The sequence below is a fragment of the Isoalcanivorax pacificus W11-5 genome, from assembly GCF_000299335.2.
In the GTDB taxonomy this organism is placed as follows: domain Bacteria; phylum Pseudomonadota; class Gammaproteobacteria; order Pseudomonadales; family Alcanivoracaceae; genus Isoalcanivorax; species Isoalcanivorax pacificus.
Map to the genome: position 1 here is coordinate 2,018,872 of NZ_CP004387.1, position 21,814 is coordinate 2,040,685.

The 21,814-nt window shown below is 64.2% G+C and carries 19 protein-coding genes; 17 read left to right on the forward strand and 2 right to left on the reverse strand.

The genetic code is table 11. The features are described from left to right. The first annotated feature begins 46 nt into the window (after nt 1-46). The 12 genes from S7S_RS09115 (at nt 47) to S7S_RS09170 (ending at nt 10,957) form a co-directional block, all read left to right on the forward strand. A complete protein-coding gene (locus S7S_RS09115) occupies nt 47-631 on the forward strand; it encodes a chemotaxis protein CheB (protein ID WP_238582955.1) in 585 nt (194 codons plus the stop codon). After that, nucleotides 628-1,770, forward strand: coding sequence for a response regulator (locus S7S_RS09120; protein WP_008737705.1), 1,143 nt, complete (start codon nt 628-630; stop codon nt 1,768-1,770). The genes S7S_RS09115 and S7S_RS09120 overlap by 4 nt, the downstream gene beginning before the upstream one ends. 116 nt (nt 1,771-1,886) lie before the next feature. Beyond that, on the forward strand, nt 1,887-3,410 hold the full coding sequence (gene gspE, locus S7S_RS09125; protein WP_082027797.1) for a type II secretion system ATPase GspE: 1,524 nt from the start codon (nt 1,887-1,889) through the stop codon (nt 3,408-3,410). Next, nucleotides 3,410-4,633, forward strand: coding sequence for a type II secretion system inner membrane protein GspF (gspF, locus tag S7S_RS09130; protein WP_008737710.1), 1,224 nt, complete (start codon nt 3,410-3,412; stop codon nt 4,631-4,633). Before gspE ends, gspF begins: the two co-directional genes overlap by 1 nt. Nucleotides 4,634-4,681: 48 nt before the next feature. Next, nucleotides 4,682-5,119: a type II secretion system major pseudopilin GspG gene (gspG, locus tag S7S_RS09135; protein ID WP_008737712.1), complete on the forward strand. Its 438-nt coding sequence runs from the start codon at nt 4,682-4,684 to the stop codon at nt 5,117-5,119. Then, on the forward strand, nt 5,085-5,708 hold the full coding sequence (locus S7S_RS09140) for a pilus assembly FimT family protein (RefSeq protein WP_008737713.1): 624 nt from the start codon (nt 5,085-5,087) through the stop codon (nt 5,706-5,708). The genes gspG and S7S_RS09140 overlap by 35 nt, the downstream gene beginning before the upstream one ends. Further along, a complete protein-coding gene (gene gspI / locus S7S_RS09145; RefSeq protein WP_008737715.1) occupies nt 5,705-6,157 on the forward strand; it encodes a type II secretion system minor pseudopilin GspI in 453 nt (150 codons plus the stop codon). The genes S7S_RS09140 and gspI overlap by 4 nt, the downstream gene beginning before the upstream one ends. Beyond that, entirely contained in the window at nt 6,157-6,792 is a 636-nt protein-coding gene (gene gspJ / locus S7S_RS09150) for a type II secretion system minor pseudopilin GspJ (protein WP_008737718.1), read from the forward strand. Before gspI ends, gspJ begins: the two co-directional genes overlap by 1 nt. Further along, nucleotides 6,789-7,850, forward strand: coding sequence for a type II secretion system minor pseudopilin GspK (gspK, locus tag S7S_RS09155; RefSeq protein ID WP_169745556.1), 1,062 nt, complete (start codon nt 6,789-6,791; stop codon nt 7,848-7,850). Before gspJ ends, gspK begins: the two co-directional genes overlap by 4 nt. Further along, entirely contained in the window at nt 7,840-8,991 is a 1,152-nt protein-coding gene (gene gspL, locus S7S_RS09160; protein WP_008737722.1) for a type II secretion system protein GspL, read from the forward strand. The genes gspK and gspL overlap by 11 nt, the downstream gene beginning before the upstream one ends. Nucleotides 8,992-8,993: 2 nt before the next feature. After that, nucleotides 8,994-9,524 carry a type II secretion system protein GspM gene (gene gspM / locus S7S_RS09165; RefSeq protein WP_008737723.1) on the forward strand — a complete coding sequence of 177 codons (531 nt, stop codon included), beginning with the start codon at nt 8,994-8,996 and terminating at the stop codon, nt 9,522-9,524. Between the two features lie 62 nt (nt 9,525-9,586). Beyond that, nucleotides 9,587-10,957 (forward strand): hypothetical protein, encoded by a 1,371-nt coding sequence (locus tag S7S_RS09170; RefSeq protein WP_144401627.1) that lies wholly within the window; start codon nt 9,587-9,589, stop codon nt 10,955-10,957. On the opposite strand, the gene S7S_RS09175 is transcribed toward S7S_RS09170, so the two are convergent. Next, on the reverse strand, nt 10,845-12,521 hold the full coding sequence (locus S7S_RS09175) for an alpha/beta hydrolase (protein WP_008737725.1): 1,677 nt from the start codon (nt 12,519-12,521) through the stop codon (nt 10,845-10,847). The genes S7S_RS09170 and S7S_RS09175 overlap by 113 nt on opposite strands. A gap of 88 nt (nt 12,522-12,609) precedes the next feature. On the opposite strand from S7S_RS09175, the gene S7S_RS09180 reads away from it, so the two are divergent. From S7S_RS09180 to S7S_RS09190, 3 genes are all read left to right on the forward strand, one after another. Further along, a complete protein-coding gene (locus S7S_RS09180) occupies nt 12,610-13,362 on the forward strand; it encodes a hypothetical protein (RefSeq protein ID WP_008737727.1) in 753 nt (250 codons plus the stop codon). Then, on the forward strand, nt 13,359-15,344 hold the full coding sequence (locus S7S_RS09185) for a PEP-utilizing enzyme (protein WP_052269233.1): 1,986 nt from the start codon (nt 13,359-13,361) through the stop codon (nt 15,342-15,344). The genes S7S_RS09180 and S7S_RS09185 overlap by 4 nt, the downstream gene beginning before the upstream one ends. 65 nt (nt 15,345-15,409) lie before the next feature. After that, nucleotides 15,410-16,252, forward strand: a complete 843-nt coding sequence (locus S7S_RS09190) for a DMT family transporter (RefSeq protein WP_008737731.1) — start codon at nt 15,410-15,412, stop codon at nt 16,250-16,252. On the opposite strand, the gene metH is transcribed toward S7S_RS09190, so the two are convergent. Next, nucleotides 16,240-19,968, reverse strand: coding sequence for a methionine synthase (metH, locus tag S7S_RS09195; protein ID WP_008737733.1), 3,729 nt, complete (start codon nt 19,966-19,968; stop codon nt 16,240-16,242). The genes S7S_RS09190 and metH overlap by 13 nt on opposite strands. A 208-nt stretch (nt 19,969-20,176) precedes the next feature. Here metH and S7S_RS09200 point away from each other — a divergent pair, with 208 nt between their 5' ends. After that, complete coding sequence (locus S7S_RS09200) at nt 20,177-20,998, forward strand: mechanosensitive ion channel family protein (RefSeq protein ID WP_008737735.1); 822 nt, start codon at nt 20,177-20,179, stop codon at nt 20,996-20,998. Between the two features lie 20 nt (nt 20,999-21,018). Continuing rightward, nucleotides 21,019-21,786: a DUF481 domain-containing protein gene (locus S7S_RS09205; protein ID WP_008737737.1), complete on the forward strand. Its 768-nt coding sequence runs from the start codon at nt 21,019-21,021 to the stop codon at nt 21,784-21,786. The last annotated feature ends 28 nt before the right edge of the window (nt 21,787-21,814 follow it).

Sequence of the window (21,814 nt, forward strand, 5' to 3'; positions counted from 1 at the left end):
GAGGCACACCCGGCGGGGGCAGCGGCGCACTGAATAGAGAAGGTTTATGTCCCGACAACGCATCAAGGCAGTGGTAATGGGCGCGTCCTGGGGCGGGCTTGAGGCTTATACAGCCGTGCTGGGACGGCTGCCGGCAACGCTGCCGGTGCCGGTACTGCTGGTACAGCATCAGCATCCGACGGCCGGTGACAAACTGCCCTGGTTGCTGGACACCCGTACCGCCATGCGGGTGATGTCGGCACAGGACAAGACCATACTGGAGCCAGGCTGTGTCTATGTCGCACCGCCCGGTTATCACATGCTGGTGGATAGTGATCACACGGTATGTTATTCACTGGCAGCGCCGGTGAATTATTCACGGCCATCGATCGACGAGCTTTTTTATTCCGCCGGCCATGTCTACGGCAACGGCTTGCTCGCGGTTATCCTGACCGGCGCCAATGAAGACGGTGCGGCAGGCATAAAATACATAAAACAACGCGGGGGAATCACCGTGGCGCAGTCGCCACTGACGGCAGAAGCCCAGGTCATGCCCCAGTCGGCAATTGATACGGGCTGTGTCGACTGGGTGCGTGACCTGCCCGACATCGGTGATTTCGTGGTGGAACAGGTTTTCGGGTTGCAGGAATGATCAGGCAGAACATTCTGGTAGTAGACGATCACAAGGAAAACCTTATTGCCATCGAGGCGATTCTCGAAGCCCCGAGCCGGCAACTGGTCATGGCGTCCAGTGGCAACGAGGCGTTGCAGCTGGCACTCAAGCACGATTTTTCGCTGGTGCTGCTGGACGTGCAGATGCCCGACATGGACGGCTTCGAAGTGGCCGAGCTGATGCGGCAGAATCGCCGCACGCGCACGTTGCCGATCATCTTTGTCACCGCCATCAGCAAGGAACAGAAATACGTCTTCAAGGGCTACGAATGTGGCGCCGTGGACTATCTGTTCAAGCCGCTGGACAAGCAGGTGCTGGAAGCCAAAGTCAACGTGTTTCTTGACCTGGACCTGCAGAAACGCAAACTGCAGCAGGCCGTGGTCCAGATGAAGCGGCTCAAGGACGAGAACGAGCGGCTGTTGCAGGCCCTCGGCGAAGGCATCCTCGGGACCGACGCTGATGGGCTTATATCATTCTGCAATGATGCCGCGGCTACACTGCTCGCCTGTGACCGCGATGCCCTGATCGGCCAGCCGATACAGGCGCTGCTGTGCCAGGATATGCAGGCCACGCCGTTCGACTGGTCGTCGTCGGCGTTGCTGGCCGGTTGCCGGGCGGGGCGCTGCTGGCGCAATGAGGCCAGCCTGTACGCCCGGCGTGATGGCGATCTGGTGGCGCTGGAGATGACCGCCACACCGATCAATCCGCCCGATGAGGCATTCAGTGGTTGCGTCATCCTGTTCCGCGAGCAGACCGGCTTTGACCTTTCCGTGCAGGAACGCCAGGCGCGGGAAGCACGCCGTTATCCGCGCAAGAAAGTGTTTCGCGAGATGGTGTTGTTCGATCGTACGACTGGTGGCAATGTAGGGCGCCTGTTGAACATCAGCGTTGACGGATTCAAGCTGAGCAGCCGCAAGGCGATCAAGGAAGGGCAGCGCCTGGCCCTGAGCATGGTCCTGCCGGAACAGATCAACGGATTGAACACTCTGAGCTTTGACGCCAGGGCGATCTGGTGCCAGCCCGCCGGTACGGGTGAGGATTACCAGACCGGATTCCAGTTTCTGGATATGCACGACGCCGGACGCGGTATCATCGAGGCCCTGATGGAAAAGATATGATGACTCGGTGCCATCCTGGCTCAGGTGGCATCGTCCGGGTATTGTTGCAGCCCCAGGGCAAGGCAGTAGCCGAATAAGAACGAGCCCGAAGCCTGAAATGGAGAATGCTGGTCGCCATGTCTGAGGTCGATATCCAGGAAGAAGAGGTTGCGGAAGACATTCTGCCCGCTGTCGCTTCCCGCGAGGTGCTGCCCTACAGTTTTGCCCGCCGTCACCGCATCCTGTTGCGGGGCCAGAATGGCGAGCGTGAGCTGTGTTGCGTCCCGCCGGTGGACATCCACGTGCTGGCCGAAGTGCGCCGCTGGCTCGGTGATCTGCCGAAACTTACCACCCTGGACGAGGGTGGCCTGGCCAGTGCCATGGCCATTACCTATGAACAGCAGCGCGGCGCCGCCGCCGAAGCGGCTGACAGCCTGGAGGGCATGGACCTGGCCAGCCTGGCCGATGCCCTGCCGGAAACCTCCGATCTGCTGGAGCAGGAAGATGACGCGCCGATCATCCGGCTGATCAACGCGCTGCTGCAGGAAGCGATTCGCGAAAACGCCTCCGATATCCATATCGAGACCTTTGAACGCCGCCTGCTGGTGCGTATGCGCGTGGATGGCGTGCTGCGCGAAGTGCTGGCACCACGGCGCGAGCTGGCGCCGCTGCTGGTGTCCCGGATCAAGGTAATGGCGCGGCTGGACATCGCCGAAAAACGGATTCCCCAGGACGGCCGTATCTCGCTGCGCGTGGGCGGCCGGGACGTGGACGTGCGGGTGTCCACCATGCCGTCCAGCAATGGTGAGCGGGTGGTAATGCGTCTGCTCGACAAGCAGGCAGGGCGCCTGCAACTGGGCCACCTGGGCATGGGCGACGTGTGCTACCAGGAGATGATGGCGCAGATCCACAAGCCGCACGGCATCATCCTGGTGACCGGGCCGACCGGCTCCGGTAAAACCACCACCCTGTACGCCAGCCTGACCGAACTGAACGATTCCTCGCGCAATATCCTCACTGTGGAAGACCCGGTCGAATACCAGCTCGAAGGTATTGGCCAGACCCAGGTGAACAACAAGGTCGACATGACCTTCGCCCGTGGCCTGCGCGCCATCCTGCGTCAGGATCCGGACGTGGTGATGATCGGCGAGATCCGTGACCTGGAGACCGCCGAGATCGCGGTCCAGGCCTCGCTCACCGGCCACCTGGTGCTCTCGACCCTGCACACCAACACCGCCGTGGGCGCCGTGACCCGTCTGCAGGACATGGGCATCGAGCCGTTCCTGTTGTCATCGAGCCTGCTTGGCGTAATGGCCCAGCGTCTGGTGCGCGTGCTGTGCCCCGAGTGCCGTGAAGCCTACCAGGCCACGCCGAGCGAACTGGCGCTGATGGGGCGCCCGGAAGGCGAAGCCCTGACACTGTACCGGCCAAAGGGTTGCGAACACTGCAACCAGTCCGGTTATCGCGGCCGGACCGGTATCTATGAACTGGTGGTGGTGGATGACGACATGCGCGAGATGATCCACGAGCGCGCCAGCGAACAGGCGCTGGAGCGCCACGCGCGCAAGCGCACGCCGGGCATTCGCGATGATGGCTGGCGCAAGGTGATGGCGGGTGAATCCACCATCGAAGAAGTACTGCGTGTCACCAGGGAAAGCTGATGCCGGCGTTTGAATACCGCTCGCTGGATGCCGGCGGCAAGATCAAGAAAGGGATGGTGGAGGCCGACAGCGCCCGCCAGGTGCGCCAGCAGCTGCGCAACAAGGGCTGGGTACCCATCGAAGTCCGTGAAACCAGGGACCAGAAGGGGAAGGGGACGCTGTTCTCCGGCCTGTCCCGCTCCGGCAAGCTGAATACCGCCGAGCAGGCACTGATTACCCGGCAACTGGCCACCCTGATCCGTTCCGGACTGCCCATTGAGCAGGCATTGTCCGCCGTGGCCCGCCAGGCCGGCCGCCCTCATGTGGAGCGCATCGTGCTGGCCGTGCGGGCCAAGGTGACCGAGGGCTACAGCCTGGCCCGGTCAATGGGCGAATTTCCGCGTGCCTTCCCGGAAATGTACCGGGCCACCGTGGCGGCGGGGGAATCCTCCGGGCATCTGGAACAGGTGCTGGAACAGCTCTCTGAATATCTCGAAAACCGGCACGACACCGGCCGCTCGGTGATGCAGTCGCTGATCTATCCGATTTTCATCATGATCTTCTCGATCCTCATCATCGTCATGATGATGACCTTCGTGGTGCCGCGCATGGTGGAGGTGTTCGCCCGCAACGAGCAGACCCTGCCGATGCTGACGCGGGTCATGATCACGGTCAGCGACCTGTTTCGTGACTGGCTGTGGCTGGCCGTGCTGCTGATTGTGGTCGGTATCTTCGCCTTCGTCAGGGCCATGCGCGCACCCTCATTCCGCATGCGTGTTCACACCCGCCTGGCACGCATGCCGCTGATCGGCAAACTCATCTGTACCTCGGACAGTTCGCGGCTGGCGAGCACCCTCGGCATCCTGTCCCGCAGCGGCGTGCCGCTGGTGGAAGCCCTGGCCATTTCCAGCCAGGTGGTCGGCAACCTGGCCATCCGTGAGGCGGTCAACCAGGCCGCCGCGCGGGTACGGGAAGGGGGCAACCTGAGCCGGGCACTGGAGACCAGCGGCTACTTTCCGCCGATGCTGGTGCAGATGATCGCCAGCGGTGAGGCCAGCGGTGAACTGGACCGGATGCTGACCCGCGCAGCCGAATACCAGGAACGGGAAATGAGCGGTGTGGTCAATACCGTGGTGAGCCTGCTCGGGCCGGCCATGCTGCTGATGATGGCCGGGCTGGTGGTGCTGATCGTGATGGCGATGATGCTGCCGATCCTGCAGATGAACAAACTGTTCGGCATCTGATGCCGGGACGCTGATAACAGACTGACAAGAGAAACTGTGGAGACGACGATGAGGAAGGTCGCACGGCAGGGGGCCCAGCGGGGTCTGACGCTGATCGAGATCATGGTGGTGGTGGCGATTATCGGCATGCTGGCCGCGATGATTGTGCCGAACGTGATCGGGCAGGGAGAACAGGCCAAGGTGGACCTGGCCAAGAGCAATATGGCGAGCATTGCCTCGGCACTGGACATGTTCCGCCTGCACAACAGCCGCTACCCGACCACCGAGGAAGGGCTGCGCGCGCTGGTGGAACGCCCGAGTTCGGCACGGAGCTGGCCGGAAGGGGGTTACCTCCCGCGCCTGCCGCAGGACCCGTGGGGCAGCCAGTACGTTTATATCAGCCCGGGCAGTTCGGGTGCCTATGATCTGATCTCCCTCGGCGCAGACGGCGTGGAAGGCGGTGAGGGTGTGAATGCCGATCTCAACTATCGCGAACTGCAGCGGTAAGGCGGCGCTCCGGCAGCGTGGCTTCACCCTGGTCGAGATACTGGTGGTGGTCACGCTGGTGGCGGTGTTCGCCGCAGTGCTGATCCCCAACCTGCATATTGGCAGCGAGCGGGAGCTGGATCAGGGCGCCGTGCGGTTGCAGGAACTGCTTGTGGCAGTCGGTGAACAGAGTGTGTTCAGCGGCGAGTTGCTCGGTGTCCGGCTGAAAGAAGACCGGATCGAGGCGATGCGGTTTGATCCGGAAGCACAGAAGTTCGTCCCCTTTGGCGGGGATTCCCGCGCCGGTCTGGGCAGCTGGGATCTCGGCGATGACCTGCGGTTGAGCTGGGAACTGGAGAAGGTCGAGCAGGATGGCGGCAGCAGCCCGTTTACCGCCGGCTTCGGGCTGGTGGAAGCTGCCGAGGCACGGCTCACCGCCGGTGAGAAAGATGATGACAAGGACAGCCGCCCGCAATTGTTTTTCTTCCCCAGCGGCGAAGCCACCCCGGCGCACTTCAAACTGGAACTGATCGGCTCCGACCGCATGCCGGTGGAGCTGGAACTGGATGCGTTGTCACGGGCCACGCTGATCAAGGACGAAGAAGAATGAAGCAGCGCGGGTTCACGCTGCTGGAAGTACTGGTGGCGCTGGGGGTATTGGTGTTTGGCGTGATGGCGCTGATGCAGAGCATGAGCACTGCCGCCGTGAACACCGTGATGCTGGATGAGCGCACCCAGGCCTACATGGTTGCCAGCGACAAGCTGGTGGAGATGCAGGTCTACCAGCAATGGCCGGAAAACGGCACCCAGGATGAAAAACTCGAGCCGCCCGAGGACGACGAGCACGGTCGCACCTGGCAGATCCGGACCATCATCAGCAATGGCCCTTATCCCGATACCCGTCGCGTGGACATCGAAGTCGGCCCGGAAAGCCGTCTCGGTGGCGATCGTCAGGTGATCTATATCCTGACCAGCCTGCTCGGCCGGCCCGCTCCGGAAACCACCGCCACGGGCGACGATCCCGGCAGTGGCGGTGAAGGTGGCGGAGGGGAAAGCTGATGCGCCGTCAGGCCGGTTTCACCCTGCTTGAAGTCATCATCGCCATCGCCATTTTCGCGCTGATGTACGTGATTGCGCAGGCTTCTTTCAGCGAATCCCTGAACAGCCGCGCGATGCTGGCCGAGCACGCCACCCGGCAGGAAACCAAACAGCGTGCGCTGATTTTCCTGGCCCAGGATATCGAGCAACTGATTGCGCGTCCGGTACGCGACCCGTTCGGTGATCCGCAACCGGCGGTACGCGGCACACTGGAATACTTTGAATTTACCCGACTGGGGTGGGCCAACCCGTTCGATCTGCGCGACCGCAGCCAGATGCAGCGCGTCGCCTACCTGCTGGATGAAGAGCAGCGGCTGGTACGCCGCCATTGGCCGGCGCTGGACGTCAACGTGGGCACCGAGCCGACCGATACCGTGATGCTGGAAGAGGTGGAGACACTGCAATTCCGGTATCTGGGCCAGGGCCCGGAAGGGGACTGGCAATGGCGCGAGCTGTGGCCGGATGTGGATCTCGAACAGACCCCGCCGCTGTTCCAGGCGCTGCCGAAAAGCATCGAGATGGAAATCCGCATGGAGGACGGCAGCCGCCTGCATCGCTATTTCCGTACCGTGCTCAATCCCTGGAGCCAGACATGAGGGGCGCGCGGCAGCGGGGCATGGCGCTGATGGTGGTGATGATGATGGTGGCCCTGATGGCCGTCGTCGCCACCGAAGTCATGTTCCGTCAGGACCGTTTCCGTGCCCGCACGGAAAACCTGACCGACTGGGACAAGCGCTACCAGTACGCCATCGCCGCCGAGACCGTGGCGATCCAGGCGTTGATCGATGACCTGGAAGATGACCGTCTTAACAATGCGCTGCTGGATGACTGCATCGAGGAAACCTGGGCCGTGAGCCTGCCGCCGACTCCTTACGAGGATGCCGTGCTCAGCGCCACCGTGCAGGACCTGCAGGGCCGCTTCAACCTGAACTGGCTGATCGCCCAGCAGGGCAACGAATTCGTCCGTGACGAACTCTGGCGCGAGCGGCTGGCCGCACTGCTGGGCAACACACTGGTTGATCCCGGCAAGGCCCAGGTGTTATCACACGAACTGGCTGACTGGCTGGACAGCAACAATATCGTTGACGGGGTGGAAGGCGCGGAAGACGCCGAATACCGCTGGCGCCGCACACCCAATGGCCCGGTGGCACACGAATCCGAGATGCGCGCGCTGCGCAGCATGACGGCCGCCGACATTCCGTCGGCGGCGTTCTGGAGCCTGTTCACGGCGTTGCCGCCGGGCACCAAACTGAACGTCAACACCGCCTCGCTGCCGGTGCTGGATGCCCTGTTCGCCGATACCGTGGGCGAAGCGGGCACCCAGCAGATCAAGACGCTGCGCGAGGAGGCGGCCATCACCTCGATTGACGAGCTGATGGCGCAGGCGCCGTTCGCGGCACTGGAAGAGCAGCAGCGCACACAGATCGCCGAGCGGCTGGACGTGCGCTCGAGCTATTTCCAGGTGATGGTGGATGTACAGCACAACGACCAGCGCAGTCGGCTGGTGACGCGATTGCAGCGGCTCGAACAGGGCCCGACCGAGGTCTTCAGCCGGCAACTGGTGCCGATCCTGGGACCGCTCGAACCGCCCTGCAATCCTTTCTACAATGAGGCCACGACACAACAGACAACCGGTGCCGACAATGAAGGATGACAGCACAATAATTTACCTGCCTGCCGGCACCCTGCGCGTGGAAAGCCCCGACGCAGTGACGGTCGCCTGGCATGTGCCCGGCGAAGGGATCAGCCGCGGTACCCTGAGCGACGCACTGGCGACGCTCAGTGGCCCGGTGCGCGCCGTGCTTTCCTCGGGGGATGTCCTGCTCACCAATGTGGAACTGAGCAAACGCCAGGCGCGGCACATGCAGAAAGTGCTGCCGTTCCTGCTGGAAGAATCCCTGCTCACCACCACCGATGACATGTGGTACGCCCACGGCAAGCCGGTGGACGGCGCCTACCCGGTGCTGGCGTGTGAACGCGACGGGCTGGAGCAACTGCTCGACTGGTTCGCGTCGGCCGGGGACATCACCCTGCTGGGCGCCTGGGTCGACGCGGACCTGCTGCGTGGCCACGCCCCCTGCGTGGCGCGGCTGGACAATGACCTGCTGTGCATTCCTGCGCCGGGCCAGGCCCTGGTGCTGCCCGCGACGGAGCTGGAGCAGATACCCGTACTGCTGGGCATCGATACGGCCGAGTTCACGCGCATTGATCATCTCGAGGCACTGTTCAGCGCTTTTGCGGAAGGGCTGCAGGGGGACGTGATTGCCCTGCTGCACAGCGACCTCCGGCCGGCGGTGGAACACAGTGGCTGGCGTCAGATGATGCAACCCTGGTGGCCGGTGACCCGGCTTGCCGCCGGTGTACTGATGTGTGTCTGGGTGCTGCTGCTGGTGCAGCAATGGCAATACAACCGTGCGGCCGAGGCGCAAGCGGCCGAAGCGGTGGCGCTGTATCAGGAACTGTTTCCCGGCAGTTCGCGGCCACAGCTGCTGCAGCGGGAGTTCCGCACGCAACTGGAACGCCTCGGTGGCGGCGGTGCCGGCGCCGGCTTCCTGACGTTGATGGCGCCGGTGGGTGACATCATCGGTGGCGCCACCGACCAGGGCGTGACGCCGCGCCGGGTGCAGTTCGATGAACGGGAAAACACATTGCTGGTGGACATTACGGCGAAGGATTTTTCTGTGCTGGAAAGCCTGCGCGAGAAAATGCAGTCGGCCGGCCTCAGCGCCGAAATCGGCACCGCGCGCAGTGAAGCCAGCGGGGTGACGGCACGTATGCGGGTAGGGCAGGGCTGATCATGAACGAACAGATTCGGGAAGCACGCGAACAGACACTCAAGGCACTCGAACCGGCCCGCCAATGGTATGCCACGCTGCAGTACCGCGAGCAGGTGGCGGTGGCGGTTCTCGGCGCCGCGCTGGTACTGATGCTGATCTATCTGCTGATGTGGAAGCCGGTGCTGGATGCGCGCCAGGCGGCGGTACAGCGCTACCTGTCACAGGCCCAGGTGGTGGACTGGATGCAGGACAACGCCGAGGTGGTGCGCGCTGCCCGCAGCGGACAGCGCAACACACCGACCATGCAGGGCGACTGGATCAGCGTGATCAACGCCAGCGCGTCACGCGCCGGGCTGACACTGCGCGGCTTTACGCCGGAGGGCAACGACGCTGCCCGCGTGCAGCTCGAGCAGCAGCCATTCGCCCCGGTGATCACCTGGCTGCAGACCCTGCAGCAGGAGCAGGGCGTGCGGGCCGCCGCCGTGGAAATCTCCACCGGCCAGACGCCGGGTACCGTCAACGTGCGGGCGACGCTGCGACGGGGGAGCTGATGCCGCACACCGGCACACGCCGATTGTCAGGTGATAGCCGCATGCCATCAGGTGTGCGGCTTTTGCTTATGTTGCTGCTGGCCGGCCCGCTGCTGCCGGTGCAGGCCGCACCGGATGTGCGTGGCGTCAGTGACCTGCGCATTCTGGAACTGCATGCCAATACACTGAAGCTGCCGGACGCCACGCCGGCCGCAGAACTGTCCGTGGTGGTCTGGCGCGACGGCGCTTTCCAGCCCGTGGTGTTCCAGATCGATCCGGTCGGCGACGCGGACATGGTCTGGTTCGAGGAAGGGGAACTGGACCGTGATGCGCCGGCAGCGCTTTTCACTGGCGACGACCGGTTGCTGCTGCGATTGCGTGATGCCGGTGTTCAGGCGCCAGCGGACGCTGCACCGGCGCAGGGCCGCATCCTCAGCGAACTGGCCGTGACCGGCAGTGATGATGAGCGGCGTTATTTCTACATCGCCCGTTCCGACCCGCGCCGGGATGACAGCTGGTTTGTACACCACGACCTGCGCACCGGCACGACCATTACCGACAGCTACCAGCTGGTGGTGGACCCGGACAACGAACTGAACTGGCAATACCTGGGGTATGACGGCTATCGCGGCGAAGGCTCGATCATCGATACGCTGAAAATGCGCATGGCCGCCGGGTTCCTGAACCGCCATGCCAGGGTGACGCTGGACAACACCAACCTGCGGCCGACCCTCACTGGCTATAAATCCGGCCCGCTGCGCACCGTGATGCACCTGGAAACCCGTGTCGTGCTGGCCGGTATCCCGGTGATGAAACTGCACGTGCAGGCGTACCGCTATCCGGATCACTACGAGGCGCACACCTACGCCCGGGTGCCAGGCCTGTACCGGCGCACGCTGCGGGCACCGGAAGTGTCCGTGACCATCGACGGCAACGCGCAGTACGGCGCCACCGTGCAGACTGCCCGCAGCGGGCCGTTGCGCGGGCTGGTGGACGGACGCATCGACGACGAGGAGCGCCAGATGATCGAGCGCGGCCTGAGTTCGGACGAAAGCTGGATCCTGTTTGACTCCGGCAAGCAGTTCATCCTGCTGGCCGAACTGGACGTGCCGGACAATCTCAGCGGTATCCCGCTGGCCCTGGTCTATCAGGACGATCCGCATCTGGCGGTGGAACCGGAGCAGTTTCCCGGGCAGCTGCCAAACCTGGGCTATGCCCTGCGAGGCTGGCCGGAGGAACAGGAGATGCGTTTCGCGGTGCGCATGCTGTTCGGCAGCGACCTGCACGGCATGGCCCCGGAAGATTACGCCGACGCCCGTACCCTGACGCCGGCGCTGCAGGTCACTCCGTGGCCGCGCTCAGTGCCGGCAGCGGCAATTCCTCAAGCCCTTCCTGAAGCGGCAGGCGAAGCGCGCCTTCCAGCTGCGCCCGACTCCACCAGAACGACGGATTGAAGGCGTACTGCCAGCTGTAGCCGTACACCACCAGCCCGACCCGGTCACCGGCCTTCAGCGGCACGGATACCGGCGGCAGGCTTTCGCGGTACAGGCCCTTGGCCGGCAGCGGTGTCAGTTGCTCGCTGGCAACCTGTACGCGGCGCTTGCCGGCATGCTGTACGCCGATCCCGACGAACACACGGGTGCTGACGCGGCTGGCAGAGCCGCTCAGCCGCAGGTCGATCTCGGGTGTGCCCAGCAGCAGCTCATCATCGCGCTCGGCGACATACACCGGCACAAAACGTGGCCGGCCACCGCCACCGTTCGGGCGCAGCTGGCGCAGGTCACGGCCGGGCCAGAAACCGCGGAAGATATCCGAGCCGACATCGAACGGCACCATCAGCCATTCAAACAGGCCGGCGAAAGGAATGTTGACCGCGCCACTGCTGAGCGGGAAGGCGTCCGTTTGTGTCGGCAGGCCACCCAGCTGCATGCCGGTGTCGTAGTCCAGGGCGGCACAGAAAGCGGGTACGGTGGTATCCCCGTCGCGCAGTTTTTCGTCCCACCAGCTCACGATCATGTCCACCAGCGGGCGTTCTTCGCCGTTGCAGGTGAGGGTGTCTTCGGTATTGAACAACGGCTTGCCGGACCAGCGTTGCGTCGGCCAGGGCAGGATATGCCCGCCCTGTATCGCCAGCAGCCGCGCCTCACGACCGCCGGCTTCGAAACAGGCCTGATTGGCCTGCGCATGTTCAATGCCGAACAGTGAATCGCGGAATCCCTGGATCAACAGCGCATCGGCCTGCGGATACTGGCCCTGCTCACAGAAGCTCACCGGGCTGTGGGCGCGCAGCATACGCCGTGCGTCCGGCGCCAGAGTGCCACCGAAAGCACTGCGGAACGGTTTTTTCACCGCCATGCCGAAATCGAAACCACTGGAAAAGGTGCCAAGGGTAAACAGGTGCGCGCCCCACTGGCTGCGCACATGGTCGTGGGGTGCGAAGCCATCGGCGAGGTCATACCAGGTGGCGATCGGCACCAGTGCGGCAAGCCGGTCGTCACGGATACTGCCGAGAATCTGCGCGCCGCCGCCGTAGGATTCGCCGATCATCCCCAGCGCCGGACGGCCGTCCGCGAGGGTGCGAATGGCGGGCAGGTGCGCCAGCGTCCAGTCGATCACGCTGCTGACATCGCGCACTTCATGATCCGGGCTCATCATGTGCACCTTGCCGTCACTGCCGCCGAAACCGCGCTGGTCGTAGAACACCACCCAGTAACCCTGGCGCCAGGCGGCGATGGCCGCCTGGCCGGTGAGCATGGTCTTGCCGTAGATCGAAAACGGCCGTTTGGCGCGGAAGCCGCCGAAGCCGTGGGTGGCAATGATCACCGGCGCGGTGTCGCCGCTGGCCAGTGCCGGCTGATAGACTGTCGCGGTCAGCATCAGGCCGTCATGGGTGGGAATCTCCACCTGATAACGGTGCGCCTCCAGTGGCTGGCTGACGGGGCCGGGCGGCACGGAGGGGAGGGTGGTGGCGCAGCCACCGAGCAGCATCACAACCAGCAGGGCCAGTGCATAGCGCATGGCGGTGAATCCTCTTGTTATTGTGTATGGTGTTTGTCGTTATTCAAAAAAAGTGCCGCGCTTGCGGACAACAACCTGAGCAGTTTCCATGGGTGGACAACACACTGAACGTCTTCAGCAGACCGGGCGCGGCCTGATCTGGCTCGGCTATAGCCTGTGCTGCGTCTGGCTGGCGCTGGCGCTGGCCTGGTGGCTCTACGCGCGCATCGATTACAGCTATCCACTCTGGTACGACGTGCTCGATATCGACCGGCATATTGCGGAATACGCACCGCACAATGCGCGCAAACCCGGTTTCGCACAATTGCCGCCCGAGCAGCATTATCAGGCATTTGCGCAAATCAGCCGCGCCGTCCACGACAACGGCAAGGGGCTGGGCGAAATCGTTTACCGCGGCCCCGGCGGCCGCGACATCAGGTTGCTGGACCGCGATGAACGCGTGCACCTGGAAGACGTCGCACGGTTGCTGAGGCTGGGCGGTTACAGCGCATTGATCGCGTTGCTGGGCTGGTTGCCGCTGGCTATGGCGCTGGCTCGTACCGGGCTGCCGGGCTGGCGGGCACGGCTGGCCGGCGCGGCGCTGACGGCGACACCGATTGGCCTGTGGTTGCTGGTCAGCGGGCCGAAAGCCGTGTTCTATCAACTGCACATCTGGATGTTCCCGCCGGAGAACCCCTGGTTTTTTTACTGGGAAGAATCTTTGATGAGCACACTGATGAAAGCACCCTATCTGTTCGGCGGTATCGCCGTGGTGCTGGCGGTGGTCGCCGCACTGGTGACGCCGTTGTGGTATGTCGCCGGCCGGGCGCTCGCCCGCCGGATCGGGGGAGCGAACGCTTGACCGCATTGATCGAACCGTTGCTGCCGGCGGCTGATGCAGCCGCCGAGCGCGTACAGCAGTGGGCGGCCATGGGCCTGCCGGTGCCACCAAGCTGGCGTGTCCGGGGCGATGCCGTCCGCAGCATGGGCGCCGGCGAACTGGCCGATGCGCTGGCTGCCGCCGCCGGCGGAAATGATGAGCGCTATTGGGTGCTGCACCAGGGACCGGCCACACCGGGTTCGCAGCGCGAATCGCTGCTGAACCTGGATTCTGACCGAGCGCTGGCCGCCGCGCTGCTGCAATTGTTTCACCGGCCGGACGCACCGGCGCAGGTCATTGTCCAGTCGCTGCCGGCACGGCAGGCCGCCGGGGTGCTGTTCACCCGGCATCCGGTACGGCAGGACCTGGAGCATATCGTCGTCGAGGGTGTGGTCGAACACGCCGGCAGTGACCCTGCACGGCTGATCCTGCACCGCGACGGGCACGTGGCCTTCAGCAGCCAGGATGATCCTCTGGGGCAGTGCGTGGGCGCACCGCCGTTCACCCAGCTTGCAGACCATCTGCGCAGCCGGTTCGATCGGCCGCAGGCCGGTGAGTGGATCTACGACGGCCGGCAACTGTGGCTGGTGCAGACGCTGCCGGTGGGCTCATTGCCACGGCCGGATGAGGCCTGGAGCCGGCGCGCCGGCTTCGGCCTGTGGCAGCAGGCTGTCTCGCCGCTGTGGTACACGCTGGCAGGCCGCTGGCTGAAGACCGCGTTCTGGCGCCCGCTCGGCGAGCGGCTGGGCTGGCGCGAGCTGGGCAATATCGAGCCGTACCGGCGCCAGCACAGCCATATCTATTCCAACAGCCGGTTCTTCCAGCGCCTGCTGGACGAAGGCCGTCCAGAGATGAATGAAGCCATGCCGCCGGCCTGGCGTCCTGTCACGCCGCCGGCGCCACGCGGGCGGCACTGGCGCCGTGACGGGCTGCGGCCCTGGCTCGCAGGCCGGCAACTGCGCAACCTGAGCAACCAGCTGCAGCGCCTGGGCACCAGCGATCCGGCGCTGGCGGACCTCGAAGGGCAATGGCGCCGGCTGATGCAACTGGATCGCCTTGGCGAAGCGCTGGCGGCCATCGAGGGCTGGCTGGCCTACTGCCAGGCGCCGGACGCACACGGCGGGGATGCCGCAGCGCGTCTGGGCCACCTGTTGCCACCCGCACACCGTGACGCACTGATCGCGCTGGGCGAGGGCAGCGCCTTGCCGGACGGAGCCGGGCTCGGGGCAGATCCGGTTATGCCACGTTTCGGCGAACAGCCCCCGGAGCTGGCCCGGCTGCTGGACGTGCCGGCCGACCGGTTGGCGCGGCTGAGCGCACTGTCCCGCAGCATGCCGGGCCTCGCCGCCCAGGCTGCCGGGCTGCGCGAACAGCTCGGCAGCGCCCTGCGGCGCCTGCTGCTGGGCATGGGGCAGGTACTGGTAGCCCGCGGGCGCCTGGTGCGCGACGAAGACATTTTCTTTGTCTATTTCGACGAGTTGTGGCTGCTCTGGCAGGAGCAGGGCAGCCGCCGGCCCGACGCCGAGACGCTGGGCTCGCGCAAGGTGCGCTTTCTCACGGACGCCTACCAGGGAGCGCCGGACTGGATCATCGACCAGATCGCCTATGGCGCGCGGCTGGACCAGCGCGAGCGCCCGGTCCTCAATGGCCGCGCCCTGGTGCCGGGCAAGGCCAGCGGCCCGGCCCGCCTGGTGCACTCCGGCTGGGCCCTGTCGCAGGTGCAGCCGGGTGACGTGCTGGTGCTGGATCAGTGCGACAGCGGCTGGTTGCCGTGGCTGTGCCTGGCCAGCGGGCTGGTGCTGTGTGGCCACGATCCGGACCAGCCGGCGGCACTGCTGGCGCGCCTGCTGGGGATTCCCTGCATCATCGGCGTTGACGACGCCATGCATTGCCTGGTCAGCGACAGCCTGCTGCAGCTGGACAGCGCTGCCGGCGTGATTACCCGGGCAGGGCCTACGACCTAAGGCGGGACGCGCGGACATCCGTGCTCCCGTACACTGGGCCGGATGTCTGCCTGCCGGAGAAACCCGTGCCCGCCCGTATCCTGTTGCTGACCTGTCTGGCCATGCTGGCCTTTGCCGGTAACTCTCTGCTGGCCCGGCTGGCCCTGCGCGAAACCGGCATCGATGCCGCCAGTTTTACCAGTGTCCGCCTGCTGGCAGGTGCGGTGACGCTGTGCCTGCTGCTGTGGCTGCAACAACCAAGACGCCCCGGCGGCAGTTATCCCGGCGCGCTGGCGCTGTTCGCCTACGCGGCGTTTTTTTCCTTCGCTTATCGCCAGCTTGATACCGGTATCGGCGCCTTGCTGCTGTTCGGTGCGGTGCAGTTGAGCATGCTGTTGTATGGCCTGTGGCGCGGCGAGCGGCTGTCGCTGCAGGGCACATGCGGCATGCTGCTGGCGCTGGCCGGGCTGGTGGCGCTGCTGCTGCCGGGCGGAACTGCCGCCCCGCTGATGGCGGCGCTGATGATGGTGGCGGCCGGTGTCGCCTGGGGAGCCTACTCCGTGCTGGGCCGGGGTGTGGCAGATCCGCTGGCGGCGACAGCGGGCAACTTCCTGCGCGCGGCACCCATGGCGCTGGCATTGAGCCTGTTACTGATTGGCCAGGCCAGCCCGGACCTGGAAGGGATGGGCTATGCGGTGCTGTCCGGTGCCCTGACTTCCGGCGTCGGCTACGCCATCTGGTACAGCGCGCTGGGCGGGCTGGGCGCGCTGCAGGCCGCCACGGTACAGCTCAGTGTGCCGGTACTGGCCGCGCTGGCCGGCGCGCTGGTGCTGGCGGAGCCATTCACGCCACGGCTGGTGCTGTCAGCCGTGGCGGTGCTCGGTGGGGTGGCGCTGGTGCTGGCCGCGAAACGGGCTCAGTCGTTGTAGCCCAGCAGGTGCGGAATGCTGCGCTCGATGTCTTTCACCGTGTGGCCGGTCCGCTTGGCATAGTCCTCGATCTGGTCGCGGCCGATCTTGCCGGTGCCGAAGTAGCGCGCGTCCGGGTGCGCGAAATACCAGCCGGATACTGACGACGCCGGGTACATGGCGTAGCTTTCGGTCAGCGTCATGCCGGCGTTGGCCTCCGGGTTCAGCAGTTGCCACAGCAAGGCTTTTTCCGTGTGGTCCGGGCAGGCCGGATAACCCGGCGCCGGACGGATGCCTCGATACCGCTCGCGGATCATGTCGTCATTGCTGAGGTTTTCATCGCGCCCGTAACCCCAGAATTCTTTCCGCACCCGCTCGTGCATGCGTTCCGCGAAGGCTTCCGCCAGGCGGTCGGCGAGGGCTTTCAGCATGATGCTGCTGTAGTCGTCGTGGTCCGCTTCGAAACGGGCCAGGTGCGGTTCGATACCGATACCGGTGGTGACCGCAAAGGCACCGAGCCAGTCCTGCACGCCGCTGTCGCGCGGGGCGATATAGTCGCTCAGGCACAGGTTCGGCTTGTCGGCGCGGGCGCCGCTGTCGCCGCGATCCGTCTGCTGGCGCAGGTGATGCAGCGTGAGGAACGGCGCGGCATCGCCATGGGCCTGGAACAGCTCGATATCGTCGCCGATGTTGGCGGCAGGCCAGAAGCCGATGACAGCGCGGGCGGTGAGCCATTTTTCCTTGACGATCTGCTCCAGCATGGCGCGTGCATCGCGATACAGGCGCTGCGCTTCCACACCAACAACCTCGTCTTCAAGGATGTCGGGGAATTTGCCTGCCAGTTCCCAGCTGCGGAAGAATGGCGTCCAGTCAATGCGGTGCACCAGGTCTTCCAGCGGGTAGTCGTCGAACACGCGGGTGCCGGTAAAATCCGGTGCGGGCGGTGTGTACTGGCTCCAGTCGGGCAGGAAGGCATTCGCCCGTGCATCCTCCAGGCTGGCCAGCTTGCGCTGGTTCTGCTGGCTGGCGCGCCGTTCGCGCAGCACGCGGTATTCCTCACGAATGCCGGCAACATAATCATCGCGTTGCGTGTCACTCAGAAGCTGGCTGGCCACACCCACGGCACGCGAGGCGTCTGCGACGTGAATCACCGGGCCATGGTATTGCGGCTCGATCTTCACGGCAGTATGGATGCGGCTGGTGGTGGCGCCGCCGATCATCAATGGCAGCTCGAAGCCGAGCCGTTCCATCTCGCTGGCGACCTGTACCATTTCATCCAGCGAGGGAGTGATCAGGCCGGACAGGCCAATGATGTCGGCCTTGTGCTCGCGGGCGGCGTCGAGGATTTTCTCGCAGGGCACCATCACACCCAGGTCAATTACCTCGTAACCGTTGCACTGCAGCACCACGCCGACGATATTTTTGCCGATATCGTGCACATCGCCTTTCACTGTGGCCATGATGATACGGCCGTTGGATTCATCCTGGGTGCCGAGTTCTTCGCGCTCTTTTTCCATGAACGGCAGCAGGTAGGCCACCGCCTTTTTCATCACACGGGCGGATTTCACCACCTGCGGCAGGAACATCTTGCCGGCCCCGAACAGGTCGCCGACCACGTTCATACCATCCATCAAGGGGCCTTCGATAACGTGCAGCGGGCGCACGGATTCCAGACGCGCCGCTTCGGTGTCTTCCTCGATATAATCGGCCACGCCCTTGACCAGGGCGTGTTGCAGACGCTGTTTCACCGGCCATTCGCGCCAGCTCAGGTCTTCCTGCCGGCCGCCACCGCCGCTGGCGCTGTCGCGGTACTTTTCTGCCAGTGCCAGCAGGATGTCGGTGCCGTCCTCACGGCGGTTGAGCACCACATCTTCCACCGCCTGTTTCAGTTCGGCGGGAATGTCCTCATAGATCGCCAGCTGCCCGGCGTTGACGATGCCCATGTCCATGCCGGCGCGGATGGCGTGGTACAGGAACACGGCGTGGATGGCCTCGCGCACCGGCTCATTGCCCCGGAACGAGAACGACACGTTGGAGACGCCGCCGGACACCTGGGCGTGGGGCAGGGTGGTCTTGATGTCGTGCACGGCTTCAATGAAATCCACCGCGTAGTTGTTGTGTTCCTCAATGCCGGTGGCAATGGCAAAGATATTCGGATCGAAGATGATGTCTTCGGCCGGGAAGCCCACTTTGTCTACCAGCAGGCGATAGGCGCGGGTGCAGATCTCGGTCTTGCGCTCGCGGGTATCCGCCTGGCCGACTTCATCGAACGCCATCACGATCACAGCGGCGCCGTAGCGGCGCACCAGCCGGGCCTGCTCGATGAATTTTTCCTCGCCTTCCTTCATCGAGATCGAGTTGACGATGCCCTTGCCCTGAATGCATTTCAGGCCCGCCTCGATCACCTCCCACTTGGAGGAGTCGATCATGATCGGCACCTTGGCGATTTCCGGCTCGGCGGCGACCAGATTCAGGAAGCGCACCATGGCATCCACGGACTCGAGCATGCCCTCGTCCATGTTGATGTCGATCATCTGCGCGCCGGCTTCCACCTGTTGCCGTGCAACTTCCAGCGCGGTGTCGTAGTCGCCTTCCTTGATCAGCCGCAGGAAGCGCTTCGAACCGGTCACGTTGGTGCGCTCGCCGATATTGATGAACAGCGAGTCTTCGGTGATGTTCAGCGGCTCCAGGCCCGCCAGACGGCAGGCGGGAGCGACATCAGGCAGCGCGCGCGGTGTGCAGTCGGCCACGGCTTCGGCGATGGCGCGGATATGCGCCGGTGTCGTACCGCAGCAACCGCCAATCAGGTTCAGGAAGCCTTTCTGGGCCCAGTCGCGGATTTCCTTCGCCATCACGTCCGGTGACTGGTCGTATTCGCCCATCTCGTTCGGCAGGCCGGCATTCGGGTGCGCGGACACGTATCCCTCGCTGATGCGCGACAGTTCGGACATGTAGGGCCGCAGTTCCTGCGCGCCAAGGGCGCAGTTCAGGCCGATGGTGATCGGCCGGGCATGACGCAGGGAGTTGTAGAACGCCTCGGTGGTCTGGCCGGTGAGGGTACGGCCCGAGGCATCGGTGATGGTGCCGGAGATCATCACCGGCACGTCGACGCCCTCACGCGCTTTCCAGGTTTCCACGGCGAACACGGCAGCCTTGGCGTTGAGCGTGTCGAACACCGTCTCGATCAGCAGCAGCTGGGCGCCGCCTTCGATCAGACCATCAATGGATTCGAGATAGGCCTCCACCAGTTGATCGAAACTGACATTGCGGAACCCGGGGTCGTTCACGTCAGGGCTGATGCTGGCCGTGCGGTTGGTGGGGCCGAGCACCCCGGCCACAAAACGCGGCCGGGACGGATCACGGGCGGTGAATTCATCCGCTGCCTGGCGGGCCAGCCGTGCCGAGGCGACATTGATCTCACGCGCGATCGCCTGCATGTCGTAGTCGGCCATGGCGATGCGGGTGGCGTTGAAGGAGTTGGTCTCGAGGATGTCCGCGCCGGCGGCGAGGTATTCGCGATGAATGTCCAGGATCGCGTCCGGCTGGGTCAGGCAGAGCAGGTCGTTGTTGCCCTTGAGGTCACTCGGCCAGTCCTGAAAACGCTCGCCCCGGTAGGCCGCTTCATCGAAACGGCGTGCCTGGATCATGGTGCCCATGCCGCCATCCAGGATCAGGATTCGGCGGCGGAACTGCTCCTCCAGGGCCTGACGCAGGCTCTGATCCGGGCGGTGGGACATGTGCTGGCTCCATGACGTGATGAAATCGGGCTGGCATTATAGCGAGCCGGGACGCGATTGCCCAAAGATGACGGCCATTGACCGTTGGCCGGGCACCCATTGTCACCTGTGGCAGTTTTGTAAAATATGGAAACCCCCCGGAAACCTGCGGCTGCCGAGGCAGCGGGGCTCTGGCATACTGCTGGTTTTTTACCGGAGGGAGCCAGAAATGGAAGATATCACCGCGCTGGTCACGGAGTTTGTCGAGCGCTACGCCGCACTGTATGCCTACAACCTGGTCATGGCCATCATCATTCTGGTGGTGGGGCTGTGGCTGGTGAAACGCATTGCCGCTGTGCTGGAAAATGCCTTCAAGCGCAAACTGGACGTGACTGTAGCCAGTTTTCTGGCCCGTATTCTGCACGTTGCCCTGATTGTCTTCGTCCTGATCGCCGCGCTGGACCGCCTTGGCGTGCAGACCACCTCGCTGATCGCCATCTTCGGCGCCGCCGGCCTGGCCGTCGGCCTGGCATTGAAGGATTCACTTGGCAATTTCGCTGCTGGCGTGATGCTGCTGGTATTTCGCCCGTTCCGTGTCGGCGATTATGTCGAAGCCGGCGGCACAGCGGGCACCGTGCAGGAAATCCGCATTTTCGCGACGCTGATGAATACCCCGGACAACAAGGTCATCACCGTGCCCAACGGGGCGGTCATGAGCAGCAATATCACCAATTACTCGACCATGCCGACCCGCCGCGTGGACATGGTGTTCGGTGTCAGCTACGAGGCTGACCTGCGCCAGGTGAAAGAGGTGATCCATGCGGTGCTGGGCAAGGACGAGCGCGTCCTCAAGGAGCCTGCGCCCACGGTCGCCGTATCGGAACTGGCCGACAGCTCGGTCAACCTGATTGTGCGCCCCTGGGTGAAGACGCCGGATTACTGGGGTGTTTACTGGGACACGATGGAAGCCATGAAGATCCGCTTCGATGAAGAAGGGATCAGCATTCCATTCCCGCAGATGGACATTCATTTCGACAAGCCGGAAAAATAAACGAAACAGGAGTTTCATTGATGCACAAGACTCTTCTCGCGGTCGCCTGCGCCGCTGTGATTGCCCCGGGGCTGGCCAGTGCACAGGATGCGGCCGATCAGGACGTGCAACAGGTGTGGAGCGGCGACGCCGAACTGGCCTATCTGATGAAGAGCGGCAATACCCGCTCGCAGACACTGACCGCCAAGGGCAATGCCGAGCGTGATGGCATCGACTGGCGTCATATTGCCAAACTGGAAGCCTCCAACGCCAAGCAGCGCAACAACGATACCCGCGAGGACGAACGTACCGCCGAGCGGTACTTCGGCTCCTACAAGCTGGACCGCAAGCTGGATGAAGCGAACTATATCTTCAACGTGCTGACCGCCGAGAAGGACCGCTTTACCGGCTACGATTACGAAGCCAGCTACGCGCTCGGTTATGGTCGCCGCCTCCTCGACAGCGAACGCCAGCGGCTGGATATCGAAGCCGGTCCCGGTTATCGCTGGCGCCAGTATGAGGAAGGCCAGCAACCTGCCGGCGAGAGCCGCAAGGAAGAGGATGCGATCCTGCGTCTCGGCCTGCGTTATCGCCTGGCGTTGTCGGAAACCGCCGAATTCAACGAAGACCTGACCTCGGAAATCGGCGAAGACAGCACCGTCACCCGGGCCACCACCAGCCTGAGCACGCGCATTACCGGGGCCTTCTCACTGCGTGTCAGCCATGTGCTGCGGCATACTACCGACCCGGCGCCGGACGCCAAAAAGACTGATCAGGAAATCACGGTAGGGGTGGTGTACAAGTTCTAGGGCGCTGCGCGCCCGGCGGCGAGCCGGC

Excerpts from the sequence above, each read along its gene's own strand:
- S7S_RS09115 (WP_238582955.1), top strand. The coding sequence starts at position 47 with ATGTCCCGACAACGCATCAAGGCAGTGGTAATGGGCGCGTCCTGGGGC.
- S7S_RS09120 (WP_008737705.1), top strand. The coding sequence starts at position 628 with ATGATCAGGCAGAACATTCTGGTAGTAGACGATCACAAGGAAAACCTT.
- gspE (WP_082027797.1), top strand. The coding sequence starts at position 1,887 with ATGTCTGAGGTCGATATCCAGGAAGAAGAGGTTGCGGAAGACATTCTG.
- gspF (WP_008737710.1), top strand. The coding sequence starts at position 3,410 with ATGCCGGCGTTTGAATACCGCTCGCTGGATGCCGGCGGCAAGATCAAG.
- gspG (WP_008737712.1), top strand. The coding sequence starts at position 4,682 with ATGAGGAAGGTCGCACGGCAGGGGGCCCAGCGGGGTCTGACGCTGATC.
- S7S_RS09140 (WP_008737713.1), top strand. The coding sequence starts at position 5,085 with ATGCCGATCTCAACTATCGCGAACTGCAGCGGTAAGGCGGCGCTCCGG.
- gspI (WP_008737715.1), top strand. The coding sequence starts at position 5,705 with ATGAAGCAGCGCGGGTTCACGCTGCTGGAAGTACTGGTGGCGCTGGGG.
- gspJ (WP_008737718.1), top strand. The coding sequence starts at position 6,157 with ATGCGCCGTCAGGCCGGTTTCACCCTGCTTGAAGTCATCATCGCCATC.
- gspK (WP_169745556.1), top strand. The coding sequence starts at position 6,789 with ATGAGGGGCGCGCGGCAGCGGGGCATGGCGCTGATGGTGGTGATGATG.
- gspL (WP_008737722.1), top strand. The coding sequence starts at position 7,840 with ATGAAGGATGACAGCACAATAATTTACCTGCCTGCCGGCACCCTGCGC.
- gspM (WP_008737723.1), top strand. The coding sequence starts at position 8,994 with ATGAACGAACAGATTCGGGAAGCACGCGAACAGACACTCAAGGCACTC.
- S7S_RS09175 (WP_008737725.1), bottom strand. The coding sequence starts at position 12,521 with ATGCGCTATGCACTGGCCCTGCTGGTTGTGATGCTGCTCGGTGGCTGC.
- S7S_RS09180 (WP_008737727.1), top strand. The coding sequence starts at position 12,610 with ATGGGTGGACAACACACTGAACGTCTTCAGCAGACCGGGCGCGGCCTG.
- metH (WP_008737733.1), bottom strand. The coding sequence starts at position 19,968 with ATGTCCCACCGCCCGGATCAGAGCCTGCGTCAGGCCCTGGAGGAGCAG.
- S7S_RS09200 (WP_008737735.1), top strand. The coding sequence starts at position 20,177 with ATGGAAGATATCACCGCGCTGGTCACGGAGTTTGTCGAGCGCTACGCC.
- S7S_RS09205 (WP_008737737.1), top strand. The coding sequence starts at position 21,019 with ATGCACAAGACTCTTCTCGCGGTCGCCTGCGCCGCTGTGATTGCCCCG.